This window comes from Pseudarthrobacter sp. 1G09 (genome assembly GCF_050038305.1).
GTDB classification, from domain to species: Bacteria; Actinomycetota; Actinomycetes; order Actinomycetales; family Micrococcaceae; genus Arthrobacter; species Arthrobacter equi.
This window is the reverse complement of sequence record NZ_CP188306.1, coordinates 2,009,196-2,023,540: the sequence shown is the minus strand read 5'-3', so window position 1 is coordinate 2,023,540 and position 14,345 is coordinate 2,009,196. Positions and strand designations below refer to the sequence as shown.

Here is a 14,345-nt window from a genome sequence, read left to right as displayed (position 1 = left end):
CTCTCCATTGTCGACTCGTCTAGATGTACACATCTATGTATACAATAACACGAACAACCATCATGCAGAAGGAGAAATCCATGTTCAGTCTCTGGGTAACACTGGAAGTCACCCCCGGTGGGCGCGAGGAATTCCTGGCGGCGATCGCCGAGAATGCGCGTGCGTCAGTGCGGGATGAGGAGGGCTGTTGCCGGTTTGATGTCATCGAACTGGGAGACATCGGGTCTAACCGGTTCGCGTTCTACGAGGTGTATCGCGACAAGGATGCGTTTGACAACGAGCACAAGAGGGCGCCACATTATTTCGCCTACCGTGACGTATCAGCAAGGGTTGTTGTTCCGGGCAGCCAGGTCAATATTGGTGGCGGATTGCTGAATACCTTCACCTGGGTGGAATAGGCCCTAGGAGACCAAGTCAATGTCCCGGCCGCGGTTGTCACGCCCGGACAGCAACGCCTTGAAAATTGCCTCGTCCACGTGGACCAGATGAAGCCGCAGCGCGTCGGCAGCGGCGTCAGCGCCTCCGTCGACAATTGCCTGGCACATAGCACGATGCTCCGCGATGGCATCTAGCAGGCGGCCTCGATCCGCATGGGCGATGCGTCGCAGCCGCGCCGTGTGCGGCCTCAGCTCCAGGATGGCGCGGGAGAGATGCGCATTGGGTGTGCATTCAATGAGGGTCGTATCGAAAACCTCGGCCAGTTGCCGATACTCGGCAATGAAGGCATCAGTGGGTTCTTTGGTTGCCAGCTCCGCGAAGCGTGATTCAATCTCGGCAAATCGGGAGCCGATGGAAGGATTCTGCGAAGCTTCCTCGACGACCATGCGGATGGCCGCCGGTTCCAGCACGCGGCGATAGTCGAACAGCTCGCGGACGCTTCCCAACGAGATGCGCGCGACGGTGGCGCCCACGCGAGGGGCAATGTTGACCAAGCCCTCGGCAGCCAGACGGCGCAGCGCCTCACGGACCGGGGTTCGAGACGCTCCGGTGTGTTCCACCAGCATAAATTCCGTCAACGCCTGACCTGGCTCGAAGTCGCCGTTCTCGATCTCGGCTTTGAGTCGAAGGTAAACGGCCTCGGTCTTGCCCTGAGGCTTCGCATCAATTTGCACCATGCATCACAGTATAGATCCCACCCTGCGTACGCACTTGTGTACCGGATTGTATACATGTAATCTCGTGTGTGTGCCCAGTCACTTCCACCGCTCGGTGGGTCCCCCTTTTGAAGTTAGTAAGGAGCGATGATGCTCGTAGCACTCGGCTTTCTGATGATTGCCTTATTCATGTATCTGGTCATGGCAAAGAAGGCCACGCCCATTGCCACGCTGATCCTGGTGCCCCTCGCCTTCGGCCTGTTCGCAGGCGCCGGCCTGGGGATCGGGGACATGGTCATGGAATCCGTGGGAAAGCTCGCCCCCACGGCTGCGCTGTTGTTCTTCGCCATCATTTTCTTCGGAACGATGATCGACGTTGGGCTCTTTGACCCCCTGATCCGCGCGATCTTGAAATTTGCCGGCAACGACCCGATGAAGCTGGTCATCGGCACCGCTCTCCTGACTACCATCGTGTCCCTGGACGGTGACGGGTCAACGACGTTCATCATCGTCACATCCGCTTTCCTGCCGCTCTACCTGCGGCTGGGCATGAGCCCGGTGGTGCTGACCGTTGTCGCAGCAATGTCCAACGGTGTGCTGAATACTGTTCCTTGGGGCGGGTCAACTTCCCGTGCAGCTGCCGCCCTCGGCGTCTCCCCCATCGACATCTTCGTCCCGATGATCCCCTCCATCATCGCCGGCCTCGCAGCCGTACTGGTCCTCGCCTACCTGCTGGGCCGCAGCGAACGTAAGCGCATCGGCGAAGTGTTCCTCGATGACAACCGCGGCGTCCTCGGCACCCGCACCGTTGAACGCGAGAGCGTTCTGATAGCAGCCGACGGCGGAGAGTCACGCGGATCCCGCACGGAAGGTTCCACCCACGGCAGCCACGGAGACGAAGGATCCTCGGTCATCATTGCCAACGACTTCTCCGCGTCCTTTAGCGAGGACGGTAAGTTCATCGAACGGCCCAACGCCAAGCCCAAACTCCTCTGGGTGAACTTCATCCTCACCATCGCGGTCATGGTCACCCTCGTCATGGACATCCTCGCCCCGGCTCTGATCTTCATGGTCGCCGTCGGTATCGCCCTGGTGATCAACTTCCCCCGCGTGACCGAACAGTCCGCGCAGATCAAGGCCCACGCCTCCTCCGTCATCTCCGTGGTCGGCATGGTCTTCGCAGCCTCGGTCCTCACCGGCGTTATGAACGGCACCGGCATGGTCAAGGCCATGGCGGGCTGGCTCGTCCAAATCATCCCGGATTTCATGGGCCCATTCATGGCCGTCATCGCCGGCATCCTCAGCATCCCGCTGACGTTCATCATGACCAACGACGCCTTCTACTTCGGTGTCCTGCCGATCCTCTCCGAAACCGCCGGCCACTTCGGCATCGAACCAGTCGAAATGGCCCGGGCCTCCCTCGTCGGCCAGGCACTGCACCAGTCCAGCCCACTCGTTGCATCCTTCCTGCTCCTCATCGGACTGGCCAACGTCAACCTCGGTGATCACTTCAAGAAGGTCATCTGGCGCGGCCTCATCGTCGCCCTCATCATGCTCCTGGTCGGCGGCCTCCTCGGCGCCTACCCACTGTTCTAGAACACCTAACCAGAAGGAAAACCTAAACCATGATTGCCACCATCAATCCGGTGACCGGTGAAACCACGGCCACTTTCCCAGCCCACACAACCGAACAGGTTGATGCCGTTCTTACCGCGGCCGTGTCGGCGCAGAAGCAGTGGCGCCTCGTGCCCGTCGAGGACCGGGTGCAGGTGCTGCGGAACACCGCGAAGGTGTTGCGCGAACGCAAGGCCGACTACGCCCGGCTCATCACGTTGGAAATGGGGAAGCCCGTCAGCGAGGCTGAAGCGGAAATCGAAAAGTGTGCGCTCACGGCCGAGTACTACGCCGAAACCGCGCCCGCGCACCTGGCTCCCGAGCAGATCGCTTCCTCAGCCGCCTCCAGTGGAGTCGTCTTCGACCCTCTCGGTGTGGTGCTGGCGATCATGCCTTGGAATTACCCGTTCTGGCAATTCTTCCGCTTCGTCCTCCCGGCCGTCGCCGCCGGTAATGGCGCGATCCTCAAACACGCAAACAACGTCCCGCAGGCAGCCCTTGCCGTTCAGGACATCATGGAACAGGCCGGACTCCCCGAAAGGTTGTTCGCCACCGTGCTGATCGAATCCTCCGAAGTTGCGGCCCTGATCGCTGACGACCGCATAGCGGCTGTGACGCTGACTGGCTCCACCCAGGTCGGTTCCATCGTGGCCTCCCAGGCCGGTGCCGCCCTGAAAAAGCAGGTCCTGGAACTCGGCGGCTCGGACCCGTTCATTGTCCTGGCCGACGCCGACGTCAGAGCAGCAGCAAAAACGGCTGTCAAAGCCCGGTTCTCGAACAACGGCCAGTCCTGCGTGAACGCCAAGCGGTTCATCGTCGACGAGAAAATCGCTGATGAATTCGTGGCTGAGTTCACCGCCAACACAAAGGCCTTGGTCGTGGGGGATCCCACAGACCCGGCGACAACCATAGGCCCGATGGCAAGAGAAAATCTGCGCACCGAACTCCACGACCAGGTCACCCGCACCTTGGCCGGCGGTGGCCAGCTCGTGCTGGGCGGGAACGTCGTGGACGGACCCGGTTACTACTACGAGCCGACCATCATTGATCATGTCAAGCCCGGCCAGGCAGCGTTTGATGAGGAAACCTTCGGTCCCGTTGCCGCGATTATCCGGGTCTCCTCCACCGAGGAAGCCATCACCCTGGCGAACCAGTCCGAGTACGGCCTCGGCGCCGCGCTGTGGACGCAGGACACCGCCGCCGCCGCGGCGGAACTGCTCCCAAAGATCGACGCCGGTGCCGTGTTCATCAACGGCATGGTCGCCTCAGACCCCCGGCTGCCCTTTGGCGGAATCAAGAAGTCCGGTTACGGCCGCGAACTCGGTTCCTACGGCATCCGCGAATTTACCAACATGAAAACCTTCTGGACCGGCCCCGCCACCAACTAAGGACAGCAATGACCCGCATACCAACAGCCATTTCCTCCGTGGACGCCGTAATCCTCCGCCCCGAGGAACTGCCCCGCAAAGACCGCGGAAATGGCGCCTCCACTGTTCCCCTGGTCGGGGCACACTTGGGCTCCACCACGTTCCTGAACGGCATCACCACGTTCGCTCCCGGCGCCGCAATCGGCCACCACTCCCACAACTGCGTTGAATCCGTTGCCGTCATCGAAGGCACCGCCTACGTCGACATCGACGGCACGGAACACTACCTGGAGACCTACGACACCACCTTCGTGCCAGCGAACATCGTCCACCGGTTCAGGAACGCCTCCGAGACCGAGGAGATGAAAATCCTCTGGACCTACGCCTCCATCGACGCCACACGCACCATGGCCGGAACCACCGACACAACCCGCATCGACGAAGAACAAGCCAATCAACCGTCCCTGCAGGAACCGGCAACGGAAGGAGTCATCGCGTGATCCACGAAATCGCCACCCTCACCATCGAACCGGGGCACGAAGCAGCGTTCGAAGCCGCAGCCTCCCAGGCCGTACCACTGTTCCAAAAAACACCCGGCGCCCTAAGCTTCCGGCTGGACCGAACCATCGAAACCCCCAACGAATACACTCTCACCGTTGGGTGGGCGACACTCGAAGACCACATCGTAGGTTTCCGCGAATCCACCGAATTCCAACAATGGCGCGAACTCGTCGGTCCCCACTTCGCTGCCCCACCGCAGGTCAAGCACATCCAACACGCCTACCTCGGCTTCTAAGCAAGGTACACACAGCTGACCTGACAGGAGGGAAGGGCACTGCTCTCCGAGAACGGTCACCGCGACGGCGGCCTCCCACAGCGGAGGCCGCCATCGTGCTTAAGGAACAGAAGATTCCGCCGTGAGATAGAAAGAAGAATCCGAGAAATGGGTCCGAATCGGCGAACTGGTCGGCGACGATACGCTCAGCCGACCAACGCGTGAACTCCCAGTGCTCCCGCGGCCCCGGCAGGGACCGCAACCTGCGCCGAGATACTCCCCATTCATTCGTAGTCACGCGTCGATGTTGCCGACGAGACATCCCCCAGAGCACTCGATCGACCGAGGAGTCCTGAACACTCCCGTCGCCGTGGCCCTGCATATAGTGCGCCGGCGAATATGCGTCAAGTCGCCCTCGCCACTTACATGCGATGAGTAGATGAAGGCCGAACGAGAGGGCTGAGAATGGCTGTGATCATTCTCAATAAAGGAGATTTAAGTGTGGACAATGCACACCCCCCTTGGCCTGACAAAGCATCATCCTGGCCGGCTTCCTCACTCAAGTAACGAGCCAAAAACAAGAACTTTGACGCAGGATCTCGAAGTCATGTTGTCCTCGTTCCCCCTACCCATGAAGAGGTGTAGGCCACCACGACCTAACGGACACCAGGAGAGGAACGCATAGCCCCAGTTCAGAGCAAGCGGAGGGCCTACCAGCCACGGCCCTAAACCCGCTCCCCCGCAACTTAACAGGCGACCCGCGGCGCCAGGCACATCCCGCGGCCAGTGTCAGAGGGACCTGACCAACCAGAATGTACACCCGTTAAAGCAAAAACCCCCTCTGACGAGGGGGTTTGCTGTGCCCGAGGTGGGACTCGAACCCACACACCTTTCGATACCGCATTTTGAGTGCGGCGCGTCTGCCAATTCCGCCACTCGGGCGCGGAATACGCGAAGCAGGAAAGGTACGCCCACAGCTGATTGTGAGCAACGCGATCGCTTCACGTACGCGGAATTACTCTACATGCAGATAGGCTGAAGTCCAGAATCGCGCCGCCGTTGCCGCAACTGTACCCATGCTGGCCAAGTAACAACCGCGGTGGCACCTAAGATAGTGATGTCCCGCCGTACCCCTCCAAGGAGATCCCGTGACTGAACAGACGGAGTCCAAATCCACATCCCAGCCGGCGCGCCGCGTCATTGTGGCTGAGGATGAAACCCTCATCCGCCTCGACATCATCGAGATCCTGCGCGGCGAAGGCTACGACGTTATCGGCGAGGCGGACAACGGCGAAAAGGCCGTGCAGCTGGCCGAGGAACTCAAGCCGGACCTGGTCCTGATGGACGTCAAGATGCCCGTCATGGACGGCATCTCCGCTGCTGAGAAGATCGTCAAGGCACGCATCGCGCCCGTCGTGCTGCTGACCGCCTTCAGCCAGAAGGAACTGGTTGAGCGCGCCCGCGACGCCGGCGCCATGGCCTACGTAGTGAAGCCCTTCACGCCGGCGGACCTCATTCCCGCCCTGGAAATCGCGCTCTCCCGCCACGAGGAGATCAAGGCCCTCGAAAGCGAGGTGTCCGACCTCCAGGAGCAGTTCGCCACCCGCAAGCTCGTCGAACGTGCCAAGAGCCTGCTCACCACCAAGATGGGGCTCACCGAGCCCGAGGCCTTCCGCTGGATCCAGAAGACTTCCATGGACCGCCGCCTCAGCATGCGTGAGGTCGCCGAAACCATCATCAACCAAGTCAACTAGCCGGGCCAGGCCCGGAGCGATTACGACGACGGGCCGCACCAAAGCGAAAAGGACCCCTGCCAGCCGGCAGGGGTCCTTTTCCGTTCAGAAGGACTAGGCCTTCTTCTTCTTTTCCGGCCAGGGGCCGAGCTTTTCCTTGTTGCTGGTGACTTCTCCCCCGCGGATGGAATCGGCGAGGTCGCCCACCTTGTGTACCTTCAGCGAGTTCGTGGAACCGGCTTTTCCGGGAGGGGACCCGGCGGCGATGACCACCAGGTCGCCGTCCTCAACGAGCCCCATGTCCGAGAGGCTGCGGTCCACCTGCGCGGTCATGGCGTCGGTGTGGTCCACCATCTGCACCAGAACCGGCTGGATACCCCAGGTCAGGGCCATCTGGTTCCAGACCTGCTCCACCGGGGTGAAAGCGAAGACCGGCTTGATGGGACGCAGGCGGGACAGGCGGCGTGCCGAGTCACCGGACTGCGTGAACGCACAAATGTACTTGGCGTCCAGCTGATCGGCGATTTCGACGGCGGCGCGGGTGATGGCGCCGCCACGGGTCTTGGGCTTGGTCCCCAGTGGGGGAACGCGTTCCAGGCCGTGGACCTCAGTGGATTCAATGATCCGGGCCATCGTCTTGACGGTTTCGATCGGGTACTTGCCCACGCTGGTCTCACCGGACAACATGACGGCGTCCGCACCATCGAGCACTGCGTTGGCGCAGTCAGATGCCTCGGCGCGGGTGGGGCGCGGGTTGTCGATCATGGATTCGAGCACCTGGGTGGCCACGATGACCGGCTTCGCCCAGCGGCGGGCCAGCTCTACGGCGCGCTTCTGCACGATCGGAACTTCCTCGAGCGGGAGTTCAACGCCGAGGTCGCCACGGGCCACCATGATGGCATCGAACGCGTCGATGATCTCGGAAAGCTGGTCCACGGCCTGCGGCTTCTCGATCTTGGCGATCACCGGCACGCGGCGGCCTTCCTCATCCATGATCTCGTGCACACGAACAATGTCCTGCGCGTCGCGGACAAACGACAGGGCGACCAGGTCGACGCCGCGACGCATGGCCCAGCGGAGGTCCTCCTCGTCCTTTTCGCTCAGTGCGGGAACGTTGACGGCAACGCCGGGCAGGTTGATGCCCTTGTTGTTGGACACCATGCCGCCCACCGTCACTTCGGTGACTACCTTGACGTTGTCCACGGCCGTGGCACGCAGCGCCACCTTGCCGTCGTCAATCAGCAGTGCGTCGCCCACGTTGACGTCCTCAGTGAGACTCTTGAGCGTGGTGGAGCAGATGTCCTTGGTGCCGGGAACGTCCTCGGTGGTGATCGTGAAGACGTCCCCAACGGCCAGGGCGTGCGGACCGTCAACGAAACGGCCCAGGCGGATCTTGGGGCCCTGCAGGTCGGCCATGATGGCAACCGGCTTGCCCAGGTCCGAAGCGGCCTTGCGGACGTTCTCATAGGTGTTGTCATGCACGGTGTAGTCGCCGTGGCTCATGTTCATGCGGGCAACGTCAACGCCGGCTTCCAGCACCGCGAGGGTGTTCTCGTAACTGGCGATGGCCGGACCGAATGTCGCCACAATTTTTGCGCGTCTCATATACCTACCCTATTGGTCACTTGCATTGGTTAAGTTGTCGAGGAGGTGAACCCTCCATGCACCGCTGGAGGACGGCGGCTAGAGGACGGCGATGGCGCGGTCCGTCGGCGCAACAGGTGCCGGCAGGATGGTGCTGCCCATCAGGTACTTGTCCACTGCCGCAGCGGCGGCGCGGCCTTCCGCGATCGCCCAAACGATCAGGGACTGGCCGCGGCCGGCGTCTCCGGCAACAAAGACGCCCTCAGTGTTGGTCATGTAGTAACCGTCGCGGGACACGTTTCCGCGGCCGTCGAATTCAGCCTTCACCTGTTCGGTGATGTTTGCAGGCTCTGCGCCGGTGAAGCCCAGCGACAGGAACACCAGGTCGGCGGGGATAACCCGCTCCGTGCCTGCCTTGGGAAGCCGCTTGCCGTCAACAAACTCGGTTTCGGCAACCTTGACGCCGGTCAGCTTGCCGTTTTCGCCAACGAACCCGATGGTGGAGGCAAGGTAGGTACGCTCGCCGCCTTCTTCGTGGGCGCTGGCAACTTCGAACAGGGTGGGGAACGTCGGCCACGGCTGGTGGACGGCACGCTCGGCCGGCGGCTGCTTGCCGATGGCCAGCGTGGTTACAGATGCGGCACCGTGGCGGTGCGCGGTGCCGAGGCAGTCCGCTCCGGTGTCGCCGCCGCCCAGGATCACCACATGCTTGCCCTGTGCGTGGATCTGGTTTTCGATGGACTCCCCCGCCACTGCGCGGTTGGCCGGAACCAGGTAATCCATGGCGAAGTGCACGCCGTCCAGGTCACGGCCCGGGATGGGCAGGTCGCGCGGCACGGTGGCGCCGGTGGCGATGACCACCGCGTCGTACCGGCGGCGCAGCTGTTCCCACGTGACGTCGGTACCAACAGAAACACCTGTGCGGAAGCGGGTGCCCTCGGCCTTCATCTGCTCGAGCCGGCGGTCCACCTGCTCCTTTTCCATCTTGAAGTCGGGGATGCCGTACCGCAGCAGGCCGCCGATCTTGTCGTCCCGTTCGTAGACGGCAACGGTGTGGCCCACGCGGGTGAGCTGCTGGGCAGCGGCCAGCCCGGCCGGGCCGGATCCGACAACAGCCACCGTCTTGCCGGTGAGCCGGTGCGGCGGCAGCGGGTTGACCCAGCCGTTGTCGAAGGCCTCATCGATGATGGAGACCTCAACCTGCTTGATGGTCACCGCGGGCTGGTTGATGCCCAGCACGCAGGACGCCTCACAGGGGGCGGGGCAGAGCCGGCCGGTCCATTCCGGGAAGTTGTTCGTGGCGTGCAGGCGCTCGATGGCTTCCTCACCCTTGTCCCGCCACGTGAGGTCGTTCCATTCAGGAATCAGGTTGCCCAGCGGGCAGCCCTGGTGGCAGAACGGAACGCCGCAGTCCATGCAGCGGCCCGCCTGGGCCTTCAGCGTGCCCTTCTCCTGGGCCTCGTAGACCTCTTTCCAGTCCATGATGCGGACGGGAACGGGACGGCGCGGCTGGGTTTCACGCTGGCGTACTTTCAGAAATCCGCGTGGGTCAGCCACCGGTAACCTCCAGGATTCGAGACCAAACTTCTTCGCCGTCAGGGTCAAGGCCCTCTTCGATGGCGTCAAGACGGGTTTGCAGCACGGCCGCGTAGTCGCGCGGCAGCACCTTGGTTATGCGGGCAACGGTGTCATCGAAGTTCTCCAGCAGGCGCGCGGCCAGCTGCGAGTCAGTCTCCTCGATGTGCTTCACCAGCAGCCCGTGGACGATGTCGCGGTCCTCGGCGTCCAGTTCTCGCAGCTGCAGCTCACCGGATTCGAGGGCCTGCTTGTTGACGCGGGTGGTCCGCAGGTCCAGCACGTAAGCCGTTCCGCCGGACATGCCGGCACCGAAGTTGCGGCCCGTGCGGCCCAGGATCAGCGTCTGGCCGCCGGTCATGTACTCGCAGCCGTGATCGCCAATGCCTTCCACGACGGCGGTGGCACCGGAGTTGCGGACCAGGAAGCGTTCGCCCACCTGGCCTCGCAGGAACATCTCGCCACTGGTGGCACCGTAGCCGATGACGTTGCCGGCGATGACGTTGGTCTCCGCCTTGAACACGTTGGTGCGGTCCGGGCGGACGATGATCCGGCCGCCGGAAAGGCCCTTGCCCACGTAGTCGTTGGAATCGCCGTAGAGCCGCAGCGTGATGCCTGCGGGAAGGAAGGCGCCAAGCGACTGGCCTGCGGTGCCGTTCAGGGTGATGTCGATCGTGTCCGTGGCCAGCACATCGGTGCCGAACGCCTTCGTGACGGTGTGGCCCAGCATCGTGCCCACCGACCGGTCAGTGTTGATGACGTCCACGGTGATCTTCACCGGGCTGCGGTCCGACAGCGCTTCAGTGGCCATGGTGATCAGGCGCTGGTCAAAGTGCTTGTCCAGCTCGTGGTTCTGGCCGGTCATATTACGCAGCGGCGCGTCGTCGTCGAACTCGAGGCCGTGCAGGATCGGATCCAGGTCCAGCCCGTCGGCCTTCCAGTGGTCAACAGCTTCACGGGTGTCCAGGACCTCAGCATGGCCGATGGCCTCTTCAAGGCTGCGGAAACCAAGCTCCGCCAGGATCTCGCGGACTTCCTCCGCCAGGAACTCGAAGAAGTTGACCACGAACTCGGGCTTGCCGCTGAAGCGGGCCCGCAGTTCAGGGTTCTGGGTGGCAACGCCCACCGGGCAGGTGTCCAGGTGGCAGACGCGCATCATGATGCAGCCCTCCACCACCAGCGGAGCGGTGGCGAAACCGAACTCTTCACCGCCCAACAGTGCAGCGATGACAACGTCGCGGCCGGTCTTGAGCTGGCCGTCCACCTGCACCACCACGCGGTCGCGCAGCCCGTTGAGCATCAGCGTCTGCTGGGTCTCGGCAAGGCCGAGCTCCCACGGAACACCCGCGTGCTTCAGCGAGTTCAGCGGCGAGGCGCCGGTGCCGCCGTCGTGTCCGGAGACGAGTACGACGTCGGCCTTCGCCTTGGTCACGCCGGACGCCACGGTGCCGATCCCGACTTCCGAGACGAGCTTCACGTGCACACGGGCCGAGGGATTGGCGCGCTTCGCATCGTAGATGAGCTGCGCGAGGTCCTCGATCGAGTAGATGTCGTGGTGCGGGGGCGGCGAGATGAGTCCCACGCCGGGGGTCGAGTGACGGGTCCGGGCTACCCAGGGGTAGACCTTCTGAGCCATCAGCTGGCCGCCTTCGCCGGGCTTGGCACCCTGGGCCATCTTGATCTGGATATCGTCGGCGTTGGTCAGGTAGAGGCTGGTCACGCCGAACCGTCCGGAGGCAATCTGCTTGACCGCGGAGCGGCGCTCCGGATCCAGCAGACGGTCCACGTCCTCGCCGCCTTCACCGGTGTTGGACTTGCCGCCCAGCCGGTTCATGGCGATGGCCAGGGTTTCGTGCGCTTCCTTGGAGATGGAGCCGTAGCTCATGGCTCCGGTGGAGAACCGCTTGACGATGCTGGAGACGGGCTCCACTTCCTCGAGCGGAACGGAGGGGCGCCCGTCCTTGAACTTGAGCAGGCCGCGCAGGGTCATCAGGTTGGTGGACTGGTCGTCCACGCCCTTGGTGTAGGCCTTGAAGATGTCGTAGCGGCGTTCGCGGGTGGCGTGCTGCAGCCGGAAGACGGTCTCCGGGTTGAACAGGTGCGGCTCGCCGTCGCGGCGCCACTGGTACTCGCCACCACCCAGCAGCGGTCGGTGCGGCTGCTCGATGCCACCCTCGGGGTAGGCCATCTGGTGCCGCGCGGAAACCTCGGCTGCGATGACGTCTAGGCCGACGCCGCCGAGCTGGGAGTGGGTGCCGGCGAAGAATTCGTCCACCAGGTCCTGGCCCAGGCCGAGGGCCTCGAACGTCTGCGCACCGGTGTAGGAGGCCACGGTGGAGATGCCCATCTTGGACATGATCTTCAGGACGCCCTTGCCGAGGCCCTTGATCAGGTTGTAGACGCCGTCCTGCGGAGTCACGCCGGTGACGTCGCCAGCGGCGATGAGCTGCTCCACGGATTCCATGGCCAGGTACGGGTTCACGGCCGAGGCGCCGTAGCCGATCAGGACTGCAACGTGATGCGTCTCGCGGACATCGCCGGCCTCGACCACCAGGGCGGTCTTGGTGCGGTTGGCGCTGCGCAGCAGGTGGTGGTGCACGGCGCTGACCAGCAGCAGCGACGGGATGGGCGCCCACTGGGCGTTGGAGTCACGGTCGGACAGCACTATGTACTGCACGCCGCGGTTGATCGCACCGGAAACCTGCTCGCAGATTTCGGTGAGGCGGGCGCGGAGCGCGTTCTCGCCGCCTTCGGGGCGGTAGAGGCCGCGGACCTTCATGGACAAGCGGTCGCCGTCGGGGCTTTCGATGTTGGCGATCTTGGCGAGCTGGTCGTTGTTGATCACCGGGAACGGCAGCTGGACCTGGGGCTGGCGGACCTGCTTGGTGTCCAGCAGGTTGCCGTTGGGGCCGATCGCACAGGTCAGCGAGGTGACCAGTTCTTCGCGGATGGCGTCCAGCGGCGGGTTGGTGACCTGCGCGAACGACTGGACGAAGTAGTCGAACAGCAGGCGCGGGCGCTTGGACAGCACGGCCACCGGGGTGTCGGACCCCATGGCGCCGAGCGGCTCGGCACCCGTGCGGGCCATCGGGCCCAGCAGGATCTTCAGTTCCTCGGTGGTGTAGCCGAAGGTCCGCTGGCGGATGTTCACGGACGCGGCCGTGTGCACCACGTGCTCGCGCTCGGGCAGTTCGTTGAGGTCGATCAGGTTGTCCTTGACCCACTCAGCCCACGGGTTGGCGGCGGCCACCTCGGCCTTGACCTCTTCGTCGTCGATGATGCGGCCGGCGTCGGTGTCCACCAGGAACATCTTGCCCGGGGACACACGGCCCTTCTTGACCACGCGGGAAGGCTCGACGTCGATGACGCCCACCTCGGAGGCGAAGACGATCAGGCCGTCTTCGGTGATCCAGAAACGCCCGGGGCGCAGGCCGTTGCGGTCCAGCGTGGCGCCCACCAGGTTGCCGTCCGTGAACGACACTGCGGCGGGGCCGTCCCACGGCTCCATCAGCAGGGAGTGGTACTCGTAGAACGCGCGGCGGGCGGGATCCATGGTGGCGTGGTTTTCCCAGGCCTCAGGGATCATCATCATGATCGAGTGCGTGATGGGGCGGCCCGAAAGCCACAGCAACTCGGCCACCTCGTCGAAGGACGCGGAGTCGGAGGCACCAGGGGTGCAGATGGGGTACAGCTCTTCCGGCGAGTCACCGAGCAGCGGGTTGGCCAGCTGTGACTGACGGGCGCGCATCCAGTTGCGGTTGCCCTTGACGGTGTTGATCTCGCCGTTGTGGGCGATGGTCCGGAACGGCTGCGCGAGCGGCCAGGACGGGAACGTGTTAGTGGAGAACCGCGAGTGGACGATCGCCAGCTTGGTCTTGAACCGCTTGTCCGAGAGGTCCGGGTAGAACGGCTCCAGCTGCGCGGTGGTGAGCATGCCCTTGTAGACGATGGTCCTGGAGGACAGCGACGGGAAGTAGACGCCGAACTTGTTCTGCGCGCGCTTGCGGATCCGCCAGGCACGGGAATCGAGCTCGTTGCGCTCCAGGGTCTCGCCGGTGGCGGACGCGAAGAACGGCTGGGAGAAGTACGGCATGCAGGCGCGGGCCATGGCTCCGACGAGGTCGGCGACAACCGGCACTTCGCGCCAGCCGAGGACGGTGAGGCCCTCGTCAGCGGCCAGGCCCTCGATACCGGCCTTGGCGGCGTCGGCCTCGCGCTGTTCAGCCGGAAGGAAAGCGGTGCCGGCGACGTACTGGCCGGGTGCCGGCAGCTCGAATTCGGTGACGGCCCGGAAGAACTCGTCCGGGATCTGCATCAGCAGGCCCGCGCCGTCACCGGTGCCCTCGTCGGCGCCGACAGCGCCGCGGTGCTCGAGGTTGCGCAGCGCCGTGAGCGCGGCGTCGACGATGTCATACCCGGGCTCACCGCGGAGGGTGGCGATAATCGCAAGACCGCAGGCGTCCTTCTCCTGCTCCGGGTTGTACAGCCCGGCGGCCTCCGGCAGGGCCGCGAAGCGCTTAAACGGCGACATGGCGGCCTCGGGCTGATCCGGTTCGGACCAGCTGGGAGTGTGAAGAGTTTGGGTCATGGGAGACGTCCTTCC

Annotated in this window: 10 protein-coding genes and 1 tRNA gene; 6 read left to right on the top strand and 5 right to left on the bottom strand. The window is 63.7% G+C overall.

From position 1 onward, the window contains the following. Positions 1 to 80: 80 nt before the first annotated feature. Complete coding sequence (locus ACP3TD_RS09305; RefSeq protein ID WP_091466894.1) at positions 81 to 398, top strand: putative quinol monooxygenase; 318 nt, start codon at positions 81 to 83, stop codon at positions 396 to 398. Between the two features lie 3 nt (positions 399 to 401). Here ACP3TD_RS09305 and ACP3TD_RS09300 read toward each other — a convergent pair whose 3' ends face one another. Beyond that, on the bottom strand, positions 402 to 1,115 hold the full coding sequence (locus ACP3TD_RS09300; RefSeq protein WP_426766963.1) for a GntR family transcriptional regulator: 714 nt from the start codon (positions 1,113 to 1,115) through the stop codon (positions 402 to 404). A 129-nt stretch (positions 1,116 to 1,244) separates the two neighbouring features. On the opposite strand from ACP3TD_RS09300, the gene ACP3TD_RS09295 reads away from it, so the two are divergent. The 4 genes from ACP3TD_RS09295 to ACP3TD_RS09280 are packed head-to-tail and all read left to right on the top strand — an operon-like array spanning position 1,245 to position 4,871. Then, a complete protein-coding gene (locus ACP3TD_RS09295) occupies positions 1,245 to 2,690 on the top strand; it encodes a CitMHS family transporter (RefSeq protein WP_091466891.1) in 1,446 nt (481 codons plus the stop codon). A gap of 29 nt (positions 2,691 to 2,719) precedes the next feature. Further along, positions 2,720 to 4,096, top strand: a complete 1,377-nt coding sequence (locus ACP3TD_RS09290) for an NAD-dependent succinate-semialdehyde dehydrogenase (RefSeq protein ID WP_426766961.1) — start codon at positions 2,720 to 2,722, stop codon at positions 4,094 to 4,096. Positions 4,097 to 4,104: 8 nt separating this feature from the next. Next, positions 4,105 to 4,575, top strand: a complete 471-nt coding sequence (locus ACP3TD_RS09285; protein ID WP_091466888.1) for a cupin domain-containing protein — start codon at positions 4,105 to 4,107, stop codon at positions 4,573 to 4,575. After that, positions 4,572 to 4,871, top strand: a complete 300-nt coding sequence (locus tag ACP3TD_RS09280) for an antibiotic biosynthesis monooxygenase family protein (protein ID WP_091466886.1) — start codon at positions 4,572 to 4,574, stop codon at positions 4,869 to 4,871. The genes ACP3TD_RS09285 and ACP3TD_RS09280 overlap by 4 nt, the downstream gene beginning before the upstream one ends. A gap of 839 nt (positions 4,872 to 5,710) precedes the next feature. Here the strand turns inward: ACP3TD_RS09280 and ACP3TD_RS09275 are convergent. Continuing rightward, positions 5,711 to 5,792: transfer RNA gene (locus ACP3TD_RS09275), tRNA-Leu, on the bottom strand. 206 nt (positions 5,793 to 5,998) lie between these two features. Here ACP3TD_RS09275 and ACP3TD_RS09270 point away from each other — a divergent pair. Then, entirely contained in the window at positions 5,999 to 6,604 is a 606-nt protein-coding gene (locus tag ACP3TD_RS09270; RefSeq protein WP_015936896.1) for an ANTAR domain-containing response regulator, read from the top strand. A gap of 93 nt (positions 6,605 to 6,697) precedes the next feature. Here ACP3TD_RS09270 and pyk read toward each other — a convergent pair whose 3' ends face one another. The 3 genes from pyk to gltB form a co-directional block, all read right to left on the bottom strand. Then, complete coding sequence (pyk, locus tag ACP3TD_RS09265) at positions 6,698 to 8,188, bottom strand: pyruvate kinase (RefSeq protein WP_314213354.1); 1,491 nt, start codon at positions 8,186 to 8,188, stop codon at positions 6,698 to 6,700. 78 nt (positions 8,189 to 8,266) lie between these two features. Beyond that, positions 8,267 to 9,724, bottom strand: coding sequence for a glutamate synthase subunit beta (locus ACP3TD_RS09260; RefSeq protein WP_426766960.1), 1,458 nt, complete (start codon positions 9,722 to 9,724; stop codon positions 8,267 to 8,269). Continuing rightward, the gene (gene gltB / locus ACP3TD_RS09255) at positions 9,717 to 14,330 is read right to left on the bottom strand and encodes a glutamate synthase large subunit (RefSeq protein WP_426766958.1); all 4,614 of its coding nucleotides are present in this window, start codon (positions 14,328 to 14,330) and stop codon (positions 9,717 to 9,719) included. The genes ACP3TD_RS09260 and gltB overlap by 8 nt, the downstream gene beginning before the upstream one ends. Between the last annotated feature and the right edge of the window lie 15 nt (positions 14,331 to 14,345).

What these genes read in the sequence shown, in the direction of transcription:
- ACP3TD_RS09305 (WP_091466894.1), top strand. Translation starts at nt 81, where the DNA reads ATGTTCAGTCTCTGGGTAACACTGGAAGTCACCCCCGGTGGGCGCGAG.
- ACP3TD_RS09300 (WP_426766963.1), bottom strand. Translation starts at nt 1,115, where the DNA reads ATGGTGCAAATTGATGCGAAGCCTCAGGGCAAGACCGAGGCCGTTTAC.
- ACP3TD_RS09295 (WP_091466891.1), top strand. Translation starts at nt 1,245, where the DNA reads ATGCTCGTAGCACTCGGCTTTCTGATGATTGCCTTATTCATGTATCTG.
- ACP3TD_RS09290 (WP_426766961.1), top strand. Translation starts at nt 2,720, where the DNA reads ATGATTGCCACCATCAATCCGGTGACCGGTGAAACCACGGCCACTTTC.
- ACP3TD_RS09285 (WP_091466888.1), top strand. Translation starts at nt 4,105, where the DNA reads ATGACCCGCATACCAACAGCCATTTCCTCCGTGGACGCCGTAATCCTC.
- pyk (WP_314213354.1), bottom strand. Translation starts at nt 8,188, where the DNA reads ATGAGACGCGCAAAAATTGTGGCGACATTCGGTCCGGCCATCGCCAGT.
- gltB (WP_426766958.1), bottom strand. Translation starts at nt 14,330, where the DNA reads ATGACCCAAACTCTTCACACTCCCAGCTGGTCCGAACCGGATCAGCCC.